The sequence below is a fragment of the Halomonas sp. genome (assembly GCF_031581305.1).
In the GTDB taxonomy this organism is placed as follows: Bacteria; Pseudomonadota; Gammaproteobacteria; order Pseudomonadales; family Halomonadaceae; genus Halomonas.
Window position 1 is genome coordinate 1 of record NZ_JAVLBC010000033.1, and the last position, 19,595, is coordinate 19,595.

Below are 19,595 nucleotides of genomic sequence, written 5' to 3' on the forward strand. Positions count from 1 at the left end.
CTGGGCCGGGCGAAAGATGATGACGCATAGCGGCCGAGACGTGTAGCGACGAAGATAAAAAAGGCGCGACTCGCGTCGCGCCAGAGGCCTGCTCACTGCTGCCGAGGCGTCGTCCGACGCCACCGGTCAGAAGAATCCCATCGGGTTGATGTCGTAGCTGACCAGCAGGTTCTTGGTCTGCTGGTAGTGCTCGAGGGCCATCTTGTGAGTCTCGCGACCGACGCCGGACTTCTTGTAGCCGCCGAAGGCAGCATGGGCCGGATACTGGTGGTAGCAGTTGGTCCACACGCGGCCGGCCTGGATACCGCGCCCCATGCGGAAGGCGACATTCATGTCACGGCTCCAGACACCCGCCCCGAGGCCGAACTCGGTGTCGTTGGCAATGGCCAGCGCCTCGGCCTCGTCCTTGAAGGTGGTCACGGCGACCACCGGGCCAAAGATCTCCTCCTGGAAGACGCGCATCTTGTTGTGGCCCTTGAGCAGCGTCGGCTGGATATAGAAACCGTTGTTGATGGCCGGATCCAGAGACTCCCGCTCACCGCCGGTCAGGAACTCGGCGCCCTCCTCGCGGGCGACCTCCATGTAGGACATGATCTTGTCGAACTGCTCCTGGGAGGCCTGGGCGCCGACCTGGACGTCGGTATCCAGGGGGTTGCCACGCGTGATCTGGCCCACCTTCTCCATGACCTTGGCCATGAAGGCGTCGTACATGCTCTCCTGAATCAGCGCCCGGGACGGACAGGTGCACACCTCGCCCTGGTTGAAGAAGGCCAGCACCAGGCCCTCGGCGGCCTTGTCGATGAATTCCGGCTCGGCGTTCATGATGTCGGCGAAATAGATGTTCGGCGACTTGCCGCCCAGCTCCACCGTGGAGGGGATGATATTGTCGGCGGCGCACTTGAGGATATGCGCACCTACCGGGGTGGAGCCGGTGAAGGCGATCTTGGCGATGCGCTTGCTGGTGGCCAGCGCCTGACCCGCCTCGGCGCCGTAGCCGTTGACGATGTTGATCACCCCGGGCGGCAGCAGGTCGCCAATCAGTTCCATCAGCTTGAGGATGGAGGCCGGGGTCTGCTCGGCGGGCTTGAGCACCACGCAGTTGCCCGCGGCAAGCGCCGGCGCCAGCTTCCACACGGCCATCAGCAGCGGGAAGTTCCAGGGAATGATCTGCCCCACCACGCCCAGCGGCTCGTGGAAGTGGTAGGCGACGGTGTTGGCGTCGATGTCGGCGGCGGTGCCTTCCTGGGCGCGGATGCAGCCGGCGAAGTAGCGGAAGTGGTCGACGGCCAGCGGCAGGTCGGCGTTGAGGGTCTCGCGTACCGCCTTGCCGTTGTCCCAGGTCTCGGCCACGGCAAGCATCTCGAGGTTCTGCTCCATGCGGTCGGCGATCTTGAGCAGCACATTGGAGCGCTCGGCGGCGGCGGTCTTGCCCCAGGCAGGTGCTGCCTGATGGGCGGCATCCAGCGCCTTGTCGATGTCCTGGGCACTCGAGCGGGGAATCTCGCAGAACACCTCCCCGTTGACCGGACTGACGTTGTCGAAGTACTGGCCCTTCACCGGCGGCACGAATTCGCCACCGATGTAGTTGCCGTAGCGTGACTCGAAGCTGACCGGCGAACCGGACTGGCCGGGGTTGGCGTAGATCATGGCGTGACTCCTGACTGTTGTCGTTGTGGCGATACACTCCCCAGTGTTGGTCAGCAGCGCCTTCTGCGACATACTCCGGTGGCAGGAGAGGACCTCCTTCTTCGGTAGGAGGCGAGACGAGTCCAAGAGGGATTGCCCATGCACACCCTGATGGTCGCCGATGACCATCCGCTGTTCCGCGAGGCCATCGCGGCGGTAATCGAGGCCGGCCTGCCCGACAGCCGGCTGCTGGAGGCGGAGAGCCTGAACGACGCCCTGCGCCATGCCGGGGCCTGCGCGGAGCTGGACCTGGTGCTGCTCGACCTCGGCCTGCCCGACGCCAGCGGACTCGAGGGCCTGCGGGCGCTGCGCGCGGCTCACCCCTGGCTGCCGGTGGCAATCCTCTCGGCCGACCAGGAACGGCGCACCATCCTCGACGCCCTCGACCTGGGCGCGGTCGGCTACATCCCCAAGTCGACGCCGCGCCGGGACCTGATCACGGCGCTGGCCCAGCTGCTGGAGGGCCAGGTCTACCTGCCGTCGGACATCATGCGCCGCCCCGCAGTCCCTTGCACCTCCCCCGCCGGGGTCGAAACCCCATCACCCGGCCCACGCTTCACCGAGCTGACCGACAAGCAACTCGAGGTGCTGATCGGCCTGAGCCGCGGCGCCTCCAACAAGGTGATCGCCCGGGAACTCGACATCGCCGAGACCACGGTGAAGACCCATGTCTCGGCGATCCTGCGCAAGCTCGGGGTGTCGGGCCGCGTCCAGGCGATCCTCGCCGCCGGCGAGGCCGACCTCGCTGCCCTGCTGGCCGAGCGCCAGGGCTCGTCACGCTGAGTCACCGCCCAGCAGATCCACCAGGGCCATGCGCAGCCGCAGCGGCTTCAGGGGCTTGAGCAGGCAGCCATAGCCGAGCTTGCGGGTCAGGCCCTTGATCGCCGCATCGTGGTTGGCAGTGATCACCAGTACCGGGAGCTCCGGCTGGCGCTCGCGCAGCCGCGCCGCCACCGCCAGGCCATCGGGGGCCTCCTCCCCCAGGTGGAAGTCGACCAGCAGCACGTCCGCGCCGCCGCCGGCGACATTGCTCTCCAGCTCGGCCAGCGAGGTCGCGGTCACCACCCGACAGCCCCAGCCCTCGAGCAGTGCGGCCATCCCGGAGCAGATGCCGGGATCGTTGTCGATCACCCAGACCCGCGCCCCCTCCAGGACACTCCCCTGCCCCGGGCGCGGCGAGGCAGCCGGAGGGAGGTCGATCAGCGGCAATCGACCATGAGGGACCAATACCGAGAAGAACGATCCGCGGCCCGGCACGCTGGCCAGCCGCAGGGGGTGACCGAGCATCCCCGCGATGCGGTCGACGATGGCCAGGCCCAGCCCCAGGCCACGATCCTCGGCATCGCGATTGCCACCCAGGCGCTGGAACTCCTGAAAGATCGCCTCACGCTGCGCCTCGGGGATCCCCGGCCCACTGTCTCCCACCAGGATCTCGACCCCCTCGGGGCGGCGACGGCAGCCCAGCAGGATCTTGCCACGCCCGGTGTAGCGGATGGCGTTGGTCAGGAAGTTGCGCACCACGCGGGCCAGCAGCGCCAGGTCCGAGGCGACCACCGCGCCGCTGCCCACATAGTGCAGCTCGAGCCCCCGGGCCGCGGCCATCTGACGGTACTCTTCTGCCAGAACATCGAGCAGCCGGGCCACGGGGAAGGGGGCGATATCCGGCTCGAGCACCCCGGCATCGAGCCGCGAGATGTCCACCAGGGTGCCGAGCAGCGTCTCCACGTCCTTGAGCGAGCGGCCGATATGGCCCACCAGCCGGGTCGAGGGCTCGGGCAGGGGGTGCTCCTCCAGGGCACTGGTGAACAGCCGGGCGGCATTCAGCGGCTGCAGCAGGTCGTGGCTCACTGCGGCCAGGAAACGGGTCTTGGAGAGGTTGGCCGCCTCCGCCTCCGCCTTGGCGGCATGCAGCTCGACGAGGGTGCGCTGCAGCGTCTCGGTGCGCTCGCGCACCTGCTCAGCGAGCAGCACCGCATGCTCGAAGGCCGCATAGGGGGCGCCGCCTGCCACGCCCGCCGACTCGACGCGCTCCATCAGGGCGGTGGCGATTCGCCGCAGGCGAGCGTTCTCCTCCAGCAGCTCCCGCTCCCGTGGGCCGGCGTCGTCAGGGGTCTGGCGTGGTGGGGAGAGATCCAATGGCAACCCCGGTGAAGGTCTGGTTGATGTGCATGCCATGGTGCTGCTCCCCGTAGGTGTTGAAGCCGATCACCCGCGAGCGTCCCAGCAGCCGAGACGCCGGCGCCATCAGTCCCAGGGCCTCCAGCTCGAGGCGGCGCAGGAAGCAGTCGCAGCCGATGATCAGCGCCGGCTCGCCGAGCCGCGCGGTAAGCCCGGTGAAGACCGCCTCGAGATCGGCCAGCAAGGGTGCCGGCTGCATGGCGGTGAGCACGATGCCGTTCTCCACCGCACAATAGAAGCTGAGGCTGCCGTCGTCGTTGACTCGCTGGATGGAGCGCACGAAATGCGCCTCCCCCAGGCGCACCGCCAGCGGATGGCGGGCGAACACCTCAGGCGCCAGGTCCTCGACCCGCAGGCCCACCAGCCGGGCGTACTCCTCGGCGGCCGGCAGGGCGTTGAGCTCCAGCACCCGGCGTCGCTCGCGGTCGGCGCGGGTGACCACCAGCTTCTCGCTCCGCGGGCGCAGGTGGTGGGTGGTGAAGACCTCGAAGGGTAGCCGGGTGTTGATCACCACCACCACCGCCGCCTGGCCATGGAAGCGGCCGTCGGCATGCACATGGGTATGAGCCAGACGGTTGTCGTCGCCGGCGGAGCCGCCGAAGCTGGGAATGCGACCCAGGGCGGCATCCAGGGTCGCCAGCACCTGCTCCTCGCAGCTGGAGAGGCCATCGAGCAGGGTCAGGGCGAAGCTGTGCTCCCCCACCGGGGCCAGGGCTCGGCCGCGACAGTCGTCGAGCAGGCCATCGACCAGCCGCTGAGCCCGGATCAGGTCGAAGCCCGCCAGGTCCTCGACAAGGGCGCAGGAGACGGCGAAGTGGCGACGGTCGAGGCCGATGGCGACAATGCAGCCCCGCCCGTAGCCCTCCGGGGTGATCTCGCCGGCGGTGGTGCAACCGGCCACTGCCACGCCAGCGAAAGCCTCGTTCAGAGCGGCCGAGAGCGCGGCCAGGGGATACTCGGCGCTGCAGAAGAACAGCACGAAGCCGAGCTCGGCATGCCGCAGCGCCCCGGCCAGCTCCCGGGCTGCCTCGCCGGGGTCCCGCCGCCGGCTGACCGCCGTGCGCAGCGGCTGCTCCGTCTCGAGCGGCCCGGGGACGGCGGGGGTGTCGGGAGAGAGATCGAGCATGTCGGCCTGCCTATGCGGTTTCAGGCAGTGTATGTCGCCGGGACAAGCGACGACAACGCCGCGGCCCAGGTCTGAGGGATCACTTGCCCGGCATCCAGGCCTCCAGGGCCTTCAGGGTCAGGGCCCGGCAGCGATGCAGGGTCCTCAGGGCGATGGTGGCCTCGCCCAGTCGCCCCTCCCGGCCCAGGTGCTCCAGCCGCGCGACCAGTCCTGCCATCTTCACCGCGCCGAGACTCGAGGATTCCCCCTTGAGCTGGTGGGCGAGATACGCGACCCGGCGTGGCGACCCCGCCGCCACGGCCTGTTCCAGGCCGGCCAGGTGCGCTTCGGACTGTTGCCGGTAGAGGGTGATCAGGGCGGCCAGGCCCTGTTCGCCCAGACTCTCTCCCAGTGCAGAAAGCGTGGCGGCCTCCAGCAGCTGGCCGGCCATGCCCTCCCCTACCGTGACGACAGAACGGTCGACTCCGGGCGTCGTTGCCCCCTGACGCAGGTGTCGCTGCAGCGTCGTCATCAAAGCATCCTGAAACAGGGGTTTGGTGAGGTAGCCGTTCATGCCGGCGGCCAGGCAGCGTGCCTGGTCACCGCCTGGTCCGCCGGCGGTCATGGCCACCACCGGCACCTCGGCCGACCAGCCCCCGCGGGCACGCAGCCGGCGCGTCGCCTCCAGCCCGTCCATGCCGGGCAGCTGCACGTCCATGAAGATCAGGTCGAAGTGTTCCTGATCCGCCTGGAGGAGCGCCGTGTCCGCCGAGTCGGCCACGCTGACCCGACAGCCCAGCCGTTCGAGCATGGCACGGGCGACCTGCTGGTTGACCGGATTGTCCTCGACCACCAGCAGGCGTGCGTCGGCCACACACTGCTCAGGGGCGGCTACCACCGCGTCCTCCGTTTCCTCTCCGGTGTCGGCCACGATCAGCGGTAGCACGAACCAGAAGCGGCTGCCGCGGCCCACTTCGCTCTCCAGCCCGATGCGCCCTCCCTGAGCCTCCACCAGCCGCTTGCTGATGGCCAGCCCCAGGCCGGTGCCGCCGAAGCGCCGGGCGGTGGACGGGTCGCCCTGCTGGAAGGGATCGAAAAGCTGAGCCTGGCGGTGCGGAGAGATCCCATGCCCGGTATCGATCACCTCGAACAGCACCTGTCCGTCTCCCTGGTCACGCACTCGCAGGCGAACCTCGCCCTGATCAGTGAACTTGATGGCATTGGAGAGCAAGTTGAGCAGCACCTGGCGCAGCCGGCCGGCATCCCCCACGAGGTACGGCGGCAGCTCGGCCTCCACCTCGCACGCCAGGTGGAGGCCCCGGGCCTCGGCTCGTGGCGCGAACAGCGAGATCGCGCCATCGACCAGCTCACCAAGGGCGAAAGGGCGCGCCTCGAGTTCCAGGCGCTGGGCCTCGATCTTGGAGAAGTCCAGGATATCGTTGATCAGCTCGAGCAGCAGCCGCGCACTGTCATGGATGGTATCGGCATAATGACGCGCCCGATCGGAAAGCGGCTGGTCCTGCAGCAGGTCGCTCATGCCGATGACGCCGTTGAGTGGGGTACGGATCTCATGGCTGACGGTGGCCAGGAACTCCGACTTGGCACGGTTCGCCGTCTCGGCTTGTCGGGCGGTGACCTCCAGCTCGCGGCTCAGTATCTCCAGGTCCCGTCGAGCGGCTGCATTGTCGCGGGTCTCGCGAAACAGGAAGGCGACCACCAGCGAGGCCGCCAGGCTCATGGCCAGGATCAGCAGCAGAAGCACACCGTAGAGGGTCTGTAGCCGCTCACGCTCCCGGGTGGTGGTCTCGGCCAAGTGGCCATTGATGGCGACGATCAGCCGCTCGGTCACATCGCTCAGGGTCTCGAGTCGTTGAGACAGGCTGGTCCGAGCAACATCATCAAGACGCTCCAGGCCACGAATCTGCCGATCCAGGGCCTGCAGGTGCTGCTCGATCTCCGGCACCAGCTGCTCGGCCACGCGGATCTCGTCGAGCAGTTCGGTGATATCGCCATCCTGCATCAGGTTGAGGCGGCTATAGAGCAGCTCAAAGCGTATGCGCAGGACCTGCAGCGACTCGCGAGGAAGGTCGGGGCGGGCGAGGAAGCTGCGCAGCTGCACCGTGTCCCGGTCGAGCTTGTAGGCGTGCCAGGCCGCATCTCCCCCCACGCTCTCGGCCAGACTGTCCTGGCGCCAGGCCACCAGGCCGACCACCACCAGTGCAGCGGCGAAAAACACCAGGGCGGAGATGGCACCTACCTTGAGACGCAGGGGATAGTGCAGCACTTCGGGTCTCCGCGGCGAACCAGGCTCAGGGCACGATGATCCGCTCGACGTGCCACACCGACCGGAAGCGAATGGCCTCGGTGAGCAGTTCAGGATGGTCGTCAAAGGGGTAGAGCACGAACAGGGGGCCGTACTCGCGGATGGTCAACGGCTCGCCGTCGCGGGTCATGGCCAGGATCACGTCATGGCGACGGAAGTCCGACACCGGCACCTCGGCTTCATAGTGATTGAGCGCCCGGATGCGCAGCTGCTCGACATCGGCGCCGACCGTCTCGAGCAGCGCGCGGACCAGCGGGCCCTCATAGCGCCCCACGCCGCGATGCCAAGGGGTATGGGTCTCGATGACCCGCCCCGGCAGAGCCTCGAGCATGGCTCGATCAAAATGCGCCTCGTCGCCCACGTTAGCGTGGACGATGTCACCACTGAGAGTCAGGAGCACTTTCCCGGAGGGCACCGGTAGCGGCGAAGCCAGGGCAATGGAGAACGGCAGCAGGGCCGAGAGCAGTAGGACGAGCGAACGAAGGGCGATACCGGTCAGCATCGGCAGACTTCCTGCGAACGGGGGAGATCCCCCAAGCGTACGCGATTCGACGTCGAAGGTCAGGCGCACTTGCCCCAGAATCATCAGGGGGCACCCAGTGCCCCCTGATGTCTCCGCTACCTGCTCGAGAGATCACATCAGCTTTTCAGCTCCTCCACCGGCTCGATGCGGACCAGATCCTCGTAGGCATGCCAGCTGGCATGGCCCAGTACCGGCAGGATCAACGCCAGGCCGATGTAGAAGGTCATCACCCCGACCAGCACGCAGCCGGTGAGGATCACCGCCCACAGCAGCATCGGACGGAAGTTCTTCGACACCGAACGGATACTGGCCTCGATGCCCTCCATGAACGTCAGGTCCTGGTCCATCAGGGTCGGAATGGCCACCACGCTGATGGTGAAGGCGCCGAACGCCAGGACGGCGCCGATCGCGGTGCCCACCGTCAGCATCATCAGGCCGTCGGCAGTGGTCAGCAGCGAGGCGTAGAGCGTCTCGGGACTGGGGGCCTCGAAGCCGAAGAACAGCGCAAACAGCAGGGTGGCCAGGCGGATCCAGGCGAGGAAGAAGATCATCATCATCACGCCCATCATCGCCAGCTGCCCGGCATGCCCCTTCCAGCCGCCGAAGGCATCGCCCAGATTGGGCACTCGGCCAGCCTCCAGAGCACGGCTGATGCCGTAGGAGCCCACCGCCACCAGAGGGCCGAGGAACATGAAGCCGGCGACCAACGGCAGCAGCCAGTGCCAGAGGCCCAGCGTGAAGGCGCCGGCGGTAACGGCGACACTCAGCCCCACCCAGAACATGCCGTAGGCCAGACTGACCGACATGGCTTGGCGAAAATCCTCCAACCCTGCTGCCAGCCAGGCTCGCGGCTTGTCCATGCCCACCGACCGGATGTTGATGCTGACATTGGGCGCAGCACCCTTGCCATGCTCTCTTGTCGTTGCTGCATTCATGGTCACACCCCTGTTTGCCGCCTGTTGAGTCCCGGTGCTGCCGGGCCGGTTCAAGGCCACATATCAGCACGCGGCCGTAATGCACCCTTCATCTCTTAATACCTGATTAATGTAGACGACGGCAGCCAATCACGCAGGGTATGTTGCATCACGGCACTCAACGCAGACTGACCTGGCGACGCAGGCTTAACGCCAGAGTCTTGCCCAGGGTCATCATCAGCACGAAGTCGATCAGCCCCCCATGGTGGCGCATGTCTAGTGGAGCTTGTCCAACAGCAACACGGCCAGGCCCCCGATGCCAAGGGACACCACCAGCGCCGCGCCGAGGACATCCGGCACGTAGCGCTGGGCCTCGGTGACGGCCGGCCCGGGGGGAGAAGGTGGTCGCGGCTAGCATCACACCGGCGCCCAAACCCGGCAGGGAGTCCTGGACGCGATAGTTGACGCGCTGGAAGAACAGCACCGGCATCAGCCAGACACGCCCGATATATTTCCATTGATCCGCGGTCATCTGTCTCGCACCCTGTCTCGCCCGGTGGTTCGGTGCCGGGGACAGCAACCCATACGCGAACGCCTCCGTCGAGGGGAGGCGTTCGCAGCGTACTACAGAAGATAGCGGTCCTGCTCAGCGCACGATCATCACCGAGATCTTGGAGTGATGCACGACGTGCTCGGCATTGGGCCCGAGCACATAGTCGGCAAACTTGCGCTTGTTATGGGACGCCATGACGATCAGGTCCACCTCGAGCTTCTTCGCCGCCTTGATGATCGCCTCCCAGGGCGAGCCATCGACGATGACGCTCTGCGCCGTGATGTCCTCGGGCACGTGCTCGCGAATGAACTCGTGCTGTGCCTCCGAGATCGCCTCATGAGCTTTCTTGCTGAAGTCCTTGGGGAAGTAGGAGCCCACCAGCGGCATGCGGTAGTCCGGCAATACCGTCACCACATGCAGGGAGGCGCCGAAGCTACGGCACAGCGCCACCGCCGTGGGCAAGGCTTTTTTCCAAGAGGCCTCCTCGTTGAGGTCCACCGGCAACATGATCTTTTGGTACATGACGCGCTCTCCTTTAGGCCGATGCCGGGACGGCGCTACGATCACGCCGCCGGCGCTGCATCACTACGATCAGGCCGAACACCAGGAAGGCCGGAATCCACATCAGCTCCTTGGTCCAGCGGTCCACCGGGGCCAGCACCTCGATGATCTCCTGGTCGAAATCAAAACCCAGATCCGCGGCCTGACTGCCGTAAGCCACCATGTCGACCACGGCCCGCTCATCCTCGACGATCAGCTCCAGGCCCAGATTCTCCAGACGCTCCTCGCCAGTTTCGCCCGCCGGCACCGGCAGGGTCATGTAGGTGGTCATGGGATCGCCGTAGGCATCGACCCCCGCAATCTGCAGGCGCAGGGAGGAGTCTTCATCGACATCACCCAGAGACTCGACGAATTGTGCAGGGGGTACGGACTCATAGGGATCATGAACCATGTCCATCCAGAAGCCCGGCCGGAACAGGGTGAAGGCTATCAGCAGCAGCACGATCGACTCATACCAGCGATTGCGGGCAATCATGAAGCCCTGAGTGGCGGCCGCGAAGATCAACATGGCGATGGTCGATACCACGAAGATCACGATGCCCTGCAGGAAGGAGACATCGATCAGCAGCAGGTCGGTATTGAAGATGAACAGGAACGGCAGTGCCGCGGTGCGCAGGCTGTAGTAGAAGGCCTGGAAGCCGGTGCGGATAGGGTCACCACCTGATACCGCTGCCGCGGCGAAGGAGGCAAGCCCCACCGGAGGTGTGACGTCCGCCATGATGCCGAAGTAGAACACGAAGAGGTGAACCGCGATCAACGGCACCAGCAGACCGTTCTGTGCCCCCAACTGGACAATGACCGGCGCCAGCAGTGCCGATACCACGATGTAGTTGGCCGTGGTAGGCAGCCCCATGCCAAGGATCAGGCTGAGCACCGCAGTGAGAAGCAGGATCAGCATCAGGTTGCCCATGGAGAGGGTTTCCACCACTTCGGCCAATACCAGCCCCACACCGGTCTGCGATACGGCCCCGACGATGATGCCTGCCGTGGCCGTGGCGATGCCGATACCGATCATGTTGCGGGCACCGGTCACCAGACCGCTCCACAGATCCATGACACCCTCGCGCAGGTCCGCGGCCATATCACTGCGGTGGCGAAAGATCGAGGTGATGGGACGCTGGGTAAGAATGATAAAGATCATGAACACCGTGGCCCAGAAGGCGGAGAGGCCGGGCGAGAGACGCTCCACCATCAGGCACCAGATCAGCACGATCACCGGCAGTATGTACTGCAGACCGACCAGCACCGTGGGCCGGGTCTGGGGCAGCCTGTAAATGGGGGTGTCAGGATCGTCGAGTTCGAGCTCAGGATACCCTGCTGCCAGCTTGAGCAACGCGACATAGACCACCGTCAGCACGACCGCGATGACCCAGGGCGTGGCATCGCCCAAGACCGGCTTGAGCCAGCCCAGGCCGTAGTAGACCCCCAGGGCAGTGATCATCATCAGCAGAAGACCGCCCAGGAAGCCGATCACCTTGCGTACCAGCGGCTTGGGCGGATTGCTGCTCTCCAGCCCCTTGAGGCCGGCCTTGAGGGCCTCGAGGTGGACAATATAGATCAGGGCGATATACGAGATCAGCGCCGGCAGGAAGGCATGCTGGATCACCTCCACGTAGGAAATGCCCACGTATTCGACCATCAGGAAGGCCGCGGCTCCCATCACCGGCGGCATGATCTGGCCATTGACCGAGGACGAGACCTCGACCGCGCCGGCCTTCTCGGCTGAGAAGCCGACGCGCTTCATCATCGGCACGGTAAAGGTGCCGGTGGTCACCACGTTGGCGATGGAGGAGCCGGAGATCAGGCCGGTCATGCCGGAGGCCACCACAGCGGCCTTGGCCGGGCCGCCCTTGTAGTGGCCCAGCAGCGAAAAGGCGACCTTGATGAAGTAGTTGCCGGCCCCGGCCTTGTCGAGCAGGGCACCGAAAAGCACGAACAGGAAGACGAAGCTGGTCGAGACCCCCAGCGCGATGCCAAAGACCCCCTGGGTCGTCAGCCACTGGTGATTGATCAGCCCGTAGAGGCTGACCCCGCCATGCGAGAGGATACCGGGCATCCAGGGGCCAGCCAGGCTATAGAGAAGAAATACCGATGCCACGATCATCAGCGGCGGTCCAAGGGCTCGGCGGGTAGCCTCGAGCAGCAGCAGGATCCCCGCCACCCCGATGATCACGTCCTGCAGGATCGGAGCGCCGGGGCGCTGGGATAGCTGCTCATAGAACATGAACATGTAGGCCCCACAGAAGGCCGCGGCCGCGGCCAGAACCCAGTCCTGGATGGGGATGCGGTCCCGAGGCGAGCGCTTGAGAGCCGGGTAGGCCATATAGGCCAGGAACAGTGCGAAGGCCAGGTGAATGGAACGGGATTCAGTGGCACTGAACACCCCGAAACCCAAAATGAAGGGCACCGGAGACGCGATCCACAGCTGGAAGAGTGACCACGCTGCCGCGATGCTGACCAACAGTTTCCCGGGCATGCCGGCCGGCTTGCGGGCCCCCGAATCTGTCGAGGCGACCATATCCTCGAGATCGACCTCCGACCCCGAGGTCCTCTTGTTGTCCTCAGTCATAAGCGTGCCCTGCTCTGTAACATTTGCCCTGGGTTCACTCTTGGTGATGCCATCCGGCATCCCAAACGGAATGCGCGGCCCCCTCGGGTGACCGCGCATTCTTCACCGAGGTGAAATCACCTCAGATGAGCCGTCTTACTCGATCCAACCCTGTTCGCGATAGTAGCGGGCCGCCCCCTCATGCAGCGGGGCAGAAAGGCCCATCGTGACCATTTCTTCCTGATCGAGGTTCTCGAAGGCCGGATGCAGGCGCTTGAAACGATCGAAGTTGTCAAAGATCGCCTTGACGGTCTGGTAGACAACGTCCTCATCGGCCTCGGCGGTGGTCACGAAGGTGGCCGCCACGCCGAAGGTCTCGACGTCCTCGTCGTTGCCCTTGTAGAGACCACCGGGAATGATCGACTTGGAGTAGTAGGGAAACTCCTCGACGATGCCGTCGATGGCCTCGTCGTTCAGCGGGATCAGGCGCGAGTCGACGGTGGTGGTGGCCTCCTGGATGGAGCCGTTGGGGTGGCCGACCACGTAGACCATGGCGTCGACGTTGTTGTCAGCCAGGGCCGCGGCCTGCTCGGCGGCATCGAGCTGAGAGGCCAGGGCGAAGGTATCCTCCGTCCAGCCCTTGGCGTCCATCACCACTTCCATGGTGTTGCGCTGGCCGGAGCCCGGGTTGCCGATGTTGACACGCTTGCCTTCCAGGTCATCGAGGGTCTCGATGCCGGAGTCGGCGCGGGCCAGCAGGGTCAGCGGCTCGCCGTGAACACGGAAGACCGCGCGCAGGTCCTCGTAGGCGTCGCCTTCGAAGTTGCCGGTGCCGTTGTAGGCCTGATACTGGACGTCGGACTGCACCACGCCCATGTCCAGTTCGCCAGACTTGATGCCGTTGATGTTGGCCACCGAGCCACCGGTAGAAGGGGCATTGCACTTGATGTTGGCGTCTTCCAGACGGTTCACCAGGCGACAGACGGACTGGCCGACCACGTAGTAGACGCCTGTCTGGCCACCGGTACCGATGGTGATGAACTTCTCTTCCTCCTGGGCCATGGCCGGCGATGCGAACATCGCGGCTCCCAGAAGCGCGCCGGAGAAGGCAGCAGCAGAGAATGCATGGCGTTTCATGAGCACACCTCTTTATTGTCAACAAACGTGTTCTGCAAACGGGTTCCAATATGGCAGCCCCGTCATGCGACCGCTGGCAGCCTTGGCCACCCTCTCCTACTTTAGCGAAAAAAGCGGGCGCTTGATGAGGCTTTTTTCCATAAATTGAAGTCTAGACTCCAGAGCACGTTTAGTGAGCGTTAATTTCCGCCGCCTCTTCTCACGCAGGGCGCAACATCCAGGACCATGGCCCCCTCAGGACGCCTTTATGATCAGCGCCTGCTTCTCGTCCTTCATGGCCGCGAACTCGGCCTCATAGAAGAACGCGCTCTCCCCCAGCGCCGGCTCCAGGTGGTTGAGCCAGGTGGCTTCTTCGTCGTATTTCGCAAAGAACGGCCGCTGCACCCAGTCGCTGTCACGGCCCTGAATAAAGCGCAGCACGAAGACCTTCTCGCCCTTGATCTGCGTCACCCCCTGGATCTCCACCTTGCCCGGATCGGCAGACATCGACGGCCCACGGGCGGTGCGCGCCAGGCCAGGCACCTGTTTCATGGCCTCGCGATAGATCTCCCAGGCACGCACCAGCGGCACCTCGAAGTAGTGGCGGGCGCCGGTGTCGCGCTCGACGAACATGTAATACGGGATCATCCCCAGGCGTACCTGGGTGGTCCACATCCTCGCCCACTGGTCGGCGTCATCGTTGATGTGCTTCAAGAGCGGCGCCTGGGTGCGGATCTCGGCCCCGGTGGCACGGATGCGCCGGATCGCCTCGCGGCAGATCGGCGTGTCCATCTCCTTCCAGTGGTTGAAGTGCGCCATGAAGGCGACGTGCTTGCCGGCCGCCGTCAGCTCGCGGAAGAGGTCGAGGATATCCTCGGCGTCCGGGTCGGTGACGAAGCGGTAGGGCCAGAAGGTCAGGCTCTTGGTACCGATACGGATGTCCTGGACGTGGTCCAGCCCAGGCGCCATCAGCCCCTCCAGGTACTGGCGCAGGTGCTTGGCCTTCATCACCATGGGGTCGCCGCCAGTCATCAAGAGGTCCGTGACCTCGGTGTGCTCGGCGAGATAGCGGTGCAGCGAGTCGGCTTCGCTGGAGGCGAACTTGAGCTCCTTGTCGCCGACGAACTGCGCCCAGCGGAAGCAGAAGGTGCAGTAGCTGTGGCACACCTGACCCTGGCTGGGGAAGAACAGCACCGTCTCTCGGTACTTGTGCTGCATGCCGGGCAGCGGCTCGCCGTCAAGCAGCGGCAGATTGAGGTCCATCTGCCCCGCCGGATGGGGGTTGAGCTCGGAGCGGATCCGCTCGATCACCGGCTTCATCTCGTCGGCGGGGGCCTCGCGGCGCACCAGTTCGGCCATCTCGTCGTAGTGCTCGGGGCGCAGCATCCCGCGCTGGGGAAAGGTGAGCTGGAAGACCGGATCCTCGGGGACATTATTCCAGTCGATCAGCTCCTCGATCACGTACTCGTTGACCCGGAACGGCAGCACCTGGCTGACGACCCGCATGTCGAAGCGCAGGTCGTCAGGAAGGTGCTGGATGGCCTCGATCCTGTCCAGCTGACGGTGGGTATAGACCTTGAACTGGCGGGCTTCGAAGGTCTCGGTCCGGGACTCGTCGAGATCGATGTTCACACGCTGGTTCATGCCACCTCCTGATGTCATTGTGCAGCGGCGGGGCGGCCATGAGCCCTGCACAGCGGACGACGTGATCCGCTGCGCCGGTGAAAACCGGGACGCCGCGAGTGGTTCGGGGAGGCGGCTATTGGTACAGGGTCGCTGTCACCGCTGCAAGTTTTTGCGCCGATTTGCAACGAATGTCACGCTTTTTACGAACAACTGCAACGAATGTGCAATACCCGCTTGCGGCTGGAACGCCCCGGGTCAGCCCCGCTCTCGGGGACGGCGGATCAGCAGCGCGGCCAGGCGCTGCAGTCGCGGCGCACCCACCAGAATCAGCATGAAGGCGATGGGCCAGGCGATGCAGAAGGCGCGCCACCAGCGGCCGGCGAATCCGTGTCCCAGACCGGTATTGACCCAGGTAATGACGCAGGTCATCAGGGTCACCATGTAGATGGACATCAGCACGGCAAACACCAGAGGGGCAAAACGCGGGGGAAACAGCATCGGCGACTCCGGACAGGGAAAGGAACAGAGATTAAACTACCCATTTTACGCCAGCACCCTGGTGGATACCGCGCGGTGCGCCCATGTGTCACAACCGGAGCCCGCATGCAGATACTCGCCGGCCAGATCACCATCCCCCGCACCCGCAGTCGCGATGACCAGCTCAGCCACCTGCGCTGCCTTGCCGAGCGGATGCGGGCGGCCTGCACTGATGCCACCCCGGACCTCATCGTGCTGCCGGAACTGTCGGCCCAGGAATACGGGGACGACGCCTTTGCCTGTCTGGATGCCCTCGACGATGACCTGTCCGGTCCGGTCGTCACGACCTTCACCGACCTGGCCCGGGAACTCGGCACCACCATCGCCTTCGGCATGGCCCGACGTACCGACGACCAGCGCCATATCAGCCAAGTGCTGGTCGGTCCCGACGGTCGATTGGCCGGCGTCTACGACAAGCTTCACTGCGCCCAGTTCGGGGCCTCCGGCGAGGCCGCCCACTTCTCGCCGGGCGAGCGGCTGCTGGTCACCGAGATCGCCGGCTGGCAGGTCGGGATGGTGATCTGCTACGACCTGCGCTTCCCCGAACTGGCCAGACGCCTGGCCGACGAGGGCGCCGAGCTGATCCTGCATCCCGTGGCCTTCGCCCGGGACTTCAGCTTCGCCAGCTGGCACGCCTTCGTCACCACCCGTGCCCTGGAGAACCAGCTCTACTGGCTGAGCCTCAACCGTGCCGGGGAGGCCTGGGGCCAGTCGCTGTTCTGCCCGCCGCTGGTGGACGACGACCACCCACCCCTCGCCTTCGGTAGCGACGAGCAGTGGCGCTGGCTAACCCTGGAAGAACAGGTGGTGAAGGCGGCTCGAGCACGGCTGCCGCTGTCCCGGGATCGCCGCGATGACCTTGAAGCCCTGCCGCTCTGGCGGCCAGACTGATTCCCATCAGCCAACAGGAGGGAAGCGAGATGGCCACCATCGAATGTGTTCAGGGTGATATCGCCCAACAATCCGACATCGACGCCGTGGTCAACGCCGCCAATGCGGAGTTGCGTATCGGCGGTGGCGTGGCCGGCGCCCTGCATCGCGCCGCGGGACCCGGGCTCGCCGAGGAGTGCCGCCCGCTGGCACCGATTCGGCCCGGTCAGGCGGTAATCTCCGGCGCCCATGAGCTACCCAATGAACATGTCATCCACTGCCTGGGGCCGGTCTACGGCATCGACGAGCCCGCCGACGAGCTACTGGCCGCCTGCTATCGCAACGCCCTCGAGCTGGCCGAGCGCGAGGGCATCCGTTCCATTGCCTTCCCCGCGATATCGGCCGGGGCCTTCGGCTACCCACCCGCAGAGGCCGCACGCGTGGCGCTCGCCACGGTGCTGAAGACACTGCCCGAGTGCCCGAACATCGAGCTTGTCCGCTTCGTGCTCTTTGATACCGACAGCACCGCGCTTCACCAACGTACCCTGGAGTCGCTGGAGAGTGGCCAGGAGTAAGGATCACTACCCGAGGTTGTAGCCCAGCACGCGTGGCAGCCAGAGGGCGATCTCGGGGAACACGGCGACCAGCGCCAGGGCGCCTGCCATGGCCGCCACGAACAGCAGCGCCCAGCCCACGGTCTGTTCCAGGCGCACCTTCGCGACCTCGGTGGTCACCATCAGATTCACCGCCACCGGCGGGGTGAACTGACCGATGGCAATGTTCATCGCCAGCAGGATGCCGAACCATACCGGGTTCCAGCCGAAGTGCTGCATCACCGGGATCAGGATCGGCATCATGATCAGGTAGATGGAGATCGCATCCAGCAGCATGCCGGCCACCAGAACCGCCAGCATGATCAGCACCAGCAGCAGGGGACCGCTGTCGGAGAGCCCGACGATCCACTCCGCCAAGTGACGGAAGGTGCCGAGCATGGTGCCGGCCCAGGCGAAGATGCCGGCCAGGGCGATGATCAGCATCACCACGCCCGAGATCACTGCCGCCTCGCCGAGCAGTCCCCAGAGATCCCGCCAGCGCATCTCCCGGGTCAGGAAGAGCCCCACCAGGGCGCCATAGGCGACCGCCACCACGGCCGCCTCGGTGGGGGTGAAGAGTCCGCTGCGCAGCCCGCCGAGGATCAGCACCGGGGCGAACAGCGCCGGAAGCGCCTGCCGGAAGCTCTCGCCCACGCGCGGAGGCTCCGACCCGTCCACGGACGTGCTCCCCTCCCAGCCATGGCGCCGGGAGACCAGCAACGCCGGCCCCAACAGCGCCAGCCCGGCGAGGACACCCGGGAAGAGCCCTGCGGCGAACAGGGCCCGCAGGTCGACCCCCGGCACCACGATGGAGTAGAGGATCAGCGCCACCGAGGGCGGGATCAGGATCGCCGTGGAGGCCGAGGCGGCGATCAGCGTGGCCGAGAAGGGCTTGGGGTAGCCGGCCTTGGTCATGCTCGGCAGCATCACCATGGCCACCGCCGCGGCATCCGCGGGGCCGGAGCCGCTCATCCCGCCCATGATCATGCAGACCAGTACCGCCACCAGGGCGAGGCCACCGTGCCGCGGCCCGATCAGCGCCTGGGCGAAGCGCACCAGCCGCGCCGCCACCCCGGCCCGCTCGAAGATCAGACCGGTGAGAATGAACAGCGGGATGGCGATCAGCGGATACTTGGCGATGCTGTTGTAGGTATTGGTGCCGAGCGTGGCCAGCATGGCCGGCGAGAGGCCGGCCAGAATCCCCACGGCGCCAGCCAGGCCCAGGGAGAAGGCCACCGGGACCCCGGCAATCAGCAGCCCAGCGAAGGCCAGCAGCATCCAGAGATCAGGATTCATCCTCTAGCCTCCCACGCAGGCGATCCCGGGTCTGCTGCAGCTGACGCAGCAGCATCAGCCCCGAGAGCAGCGGCAGCCAGCCGAGATACCACCACTGCGGCAGGCCCAGTCCCGGGGAGAGCGAGCCCCACTGGAGCTCCTGCCAGGTCATCCTGGCGCCGAACCAGGTGATCAGCCCCAGCACGACGAGCCCGCAGCCTCCCTGGAAGAGGATCAGCGCCTTGCGGGCGGGTCCGGGCAAGGCCCGTTCCAGCAGGCCGATGCGGATATGGCCGTTGCGTCTCAGCGCCACCGAGGCACCGGCAAAGGTCAGTACCACCAGCAGAAACACCGAGAACTCCTCGGTAAAGGCGAAGGAGCCGCCAGTGAGGTAGCGCACCAGCACGTTGGCCAGGCTGATCAGGCTGATGACCAGGATCGCCAGGGCCGCCAGCAGGCGCTCGAATCTTGCGTCGGGACGTTTCATGGCTGTCGCGGCGTCATGTGATGGGAAACGCCATCGGCCCCGCGCAGGGGCCGATGGCACAGGTGCTGGGGGAGGTTACTCGCCCTGCATGTCGGCGCGGGCCGCCTCGACGATCTCGCTGCCGATGCGCGGCACCCACTCGTCGAGGACGCTCTCGGTGGCCTCGACGAAGGCCTGGAGCTGCGCCTCGTCGAGCTCGGTGACCGTGACGCCGCGTTCCTTGATCGCCGCCAGCCGCTCGGGCTCCTGCTCGCGGGTCATCGCGATCTCCCAGGCGCCAGCTTCCTCGGCGGCTTCCCGCAGCAGGGTACGCTCCTCCTCGGAGAGGGAGTCCCAGACCTGCTGGTTCACCGCGAAGACCAAGGGGTCGTTCATGTAGTTCCACAGGGTCAGATGCTCCTGACCCACCTGGTCGATGCGCGCCACGTCGAAGACCGAGAGCGGGTTCTCCTGGCCGTCCACCGCCCCGGTGGTCAGCGCCGGCTTGGCGTCGGCCCAGCTCATCTGGGTGGGGTTGGCGCCCAGCGCCGTGAAGGTATCCTGGAACAGCGGCGAGCCCACCACGCGAATCTTCAGGCCGTCGAGATCCTTCGGCGCGTCGATGGATCCCCGGGAGTTGGAGAGCTGGCGGAAGCCGTTCTCGCCCCAGGCCAGCGGCACCACGCCGCGGGACTCGATGGCGGAAAAGACCATCTCGCCG

17 protein-coding genes are annotated in these 19,595 nt (G+C 65.9%); 3 read left to right on the top strand and 14 right to left on the bottom strand.

Translation table 11 applies throughout. The annotated features are described in order from the left end of the window. Positions 1 to 126: 126 nt before the first annotated feature. Positions 127 to 1,647, bottom strand: a complete 1,521-nt coding sequence (locus tag RI841_RS04675; protein ID WP_310704420.1) for an aldehyde dehydrogenase family protein — start codon at positions 1,645 to 1,647, stop codon at positions 127 to 129. 138 nt (positions 1,648 to 1,785) lie between these two features. On the opposite strand from RI841_RS04675, the gene RI841_RS04680 reads away from it, so the two are divergent. Further along, complete coding sequence (locus RI841_RS04680) at positions 1,786 to 2,469, top strand: response regulator transcription factor (protein WP_310704421.1); 684 nt, start codon at positions 1,786 to 1,788, stop codon at positions 2,467 to 2,469. On the opposite strand, the gene RI841_RS04685 is transcribed toward RI841_RS04680, so the two are convergent. The 10 genes from RI841_RS04685 to RI841_RS04730 all read right to left on the bottom strand — a co-directional run bounded on the left by RI841_RS04685 (position 2,461) and on the right by RI841_RS04730 (position 15,631). Then, positions 2,461 to 3,822, bottom strand: a complete 1,362-nt coding sequence (locus tag RI841_RS04685) for a hybrid sensor histidine kinase/response regulator (RefSeq protein WP_310704422.1) — start codon at positions 3,820 to 3,822, stop codon at positions 2,461 to 2,463. The genes RI841_RS04680 and RI841_RS04685 overlap by 9 nt on opposite strands. Beyond that, positions 3,791 to 4,990, bottom strand: a complete 1,200-nt coding sequence (gene nosP, locus RI841_RS04690) for a nitric oxide-sensing protein NosP (protein WP_310704423.1) — start codon at positions 4,988 to 4,990, stop codon at positions 3,791 to 3,793. The genes RI841_RS04685 and nosP overlap by 32 nt, the downstream gene beginning before the upstream one ends. A 79-nt stretch (positions 4,991 to 5,069) precedes the next feature. Next, the gene (locus RI841_RS04695) at positions 5,070 to 7,253 is read right to left on the bottom strand and encodes an ATP-binding protein (RefSeq protein ID WP_310704424.1); all 2,184 of its coding nucleotides are present in this window, start codon (positions 7,251 to 7,253) and stop codon (positions 5,070 to 5,072) included. Positions 7,254 to 7,278: 25 nt separating this feature from the next. Further along, on the bottom strand, positions 7,279 to 7,794 hold the full coding sequence (locus RI841_RS04700) for a molybdopterin-dependent oxidoreductase (RefSeq protein WP_310704425.1): 516 nt from the start codon (positions 7,792 to 7,794) through the stop codon (positions 7,279 to 7,281). Positions 7,795 to 7,931: 137 nt separating this feature from the next. Then, positions 7,932 to 8,750: a DUF2189 domain-containing protein gene (locus RI841_RS04705; RefSeq protein ID WP_310704426.1), complete on the bottom strand. Its 819-nt coding sequence runs from the start codon at positions 8,748 to 8,750 to the stop codon at positions 7,932 to 7,934. 625 nt (positions 8,751 to 9,375) lie between these two features. Beyond that, a complete protein-coding gene (locus RI841_RS04710) occupies positions 9,376 to 9,804 on the bottom strand; it encodes a universal stress protein (protein WP_310704427.1) in 429 nt (142 codons plus the stop codon). 13 nt (positions 9,805 to 9,817) lie between these two features. Beyond that, positions 9,818 to 12,412 (bottom strand): TRAP transporter permease, encoded by a 2,595-nt coding sequence (locus tag RI841_RS04715; RefSeq protein WP_310704428.1) that lies wholly within the window; start codon positions 12,410 to 12,412, stop codon positions 9,818 to 9,820. 135 nt (positions 12,413 to 12,547) lie between these two features. Then, positions 12,548 to 13,528, bottom strand: coding sequence for a TAXI family TRAP transporter solute-binding subunit (locus RI841_RS04720; protein ID WP_310704429.1), 981 nt, complete (start codon positions 13,526 to 13,528; stop codon positions 12,548 to 12,550). Between the two features lie 234 nt (positions 13,529 to 13,762). Then, the gene (locus RI841_RS04725; protein WP_310704430.1) at positions 13,763 to 15,151 is read right to left on the bottom strand and encodes a lysine 2,3-aminomutase; all 1,389 of its coding nucleotides are present in this window, start codon (positions 15,149 to 15,151) and stop codon (positions 13,763 to 13,765) included. Between the two features lie 237 nt (positions 15,152 to 15,388). Then, positions 15,389 to 15,631, bottom strand: a complete 243-nt coding sequence (locus RI841_RS04730; protein ID WP_310704431.1) for a DUF2798 domain-containing protein — start codon at positions 15,629 to 15,631, stop codon at positions 15,389 to 15,391. Positions 15,632 to 15,736: 105 nt separating this feature from the next. Here RI841_RS04730 and RI841_RS04735 point away from each other — a divergent pair, with 105 nt between their 5' ends. Together RI841_RS04735 and RI841_RS04740 are read left to right on the top strand one after the other, a co-directional pair. Then, positions 15,737 to 16,561, top strand: coding sequence for a carbon-nitrogen hydrolase family protein (locus RI841_RS04735; protein WP_310704432.1), 825 nt, complete (start codon positions 15,737 to 15,739; stop codon positions 16,559 to 16,561). Between the two features lie 29 nt (positions 16,562 to 16,590). Further along, the gene (locus tag RI841_RS04740) at positions 16,591 to 17,115 is read left to right on the top strand and encodes a macro domain-containing protein (RefSeq protein ID WP_310704433.1); all 525 of its coding nucleotides are present in this window, start codon (positions 16,591 to 16,593) and stop codon (positions 17,113 to 17,115) included. A 6-nt stretch (positions 17,116 to 17,121) separates the two neighbouring features. Here RI841_RS04740 and RI841_RS04745 read toward each other — a convergent pair whose 3' ends face one another. From RI841_RS04745 to dctP, 3 genes are all read right to left on the bottom strand, one after another. Then, the gene (locus RI841_RS04745; RefSeq protein ID WP_310704434.1) at positions 17,122 to 18,429 is read right to left on the bottom strand and encodes a TRAP transporter large permease; all 1,308 of its coding nucleotides are present in this window, start codon (positions 18,427 to 18,429) and stop codon (positions 17,122 to 17,124) included. Continuing rightward, on the bottom strand, positions 18,419 to 18,895 hold the full coding sequence (locus RI841_RS04750) for a TRAP transporter small permease (protein ID WP_310704435.1): 477 nt from the start codon (positions 18,893 to 18,895) through the stop codon (positions 18,419 to 18,421). The genes RI841_RS04745 and RI841_RS04750 overlap by 11 nt, the downstream gene beginning before the upstream one ends. Positions 18,896 to 18,970: 75 nt before the next feature. Continuing rightward, positions 18,971 to 19,595, bottom strand: a 625-nt coding sequence (gene dctP / locus RI841_RS04755) for a TRAP transporter substrate-binding protein DctP (protein ID WP_310704436.1), incomplete at its 5' end; no start/stop codon positions are given.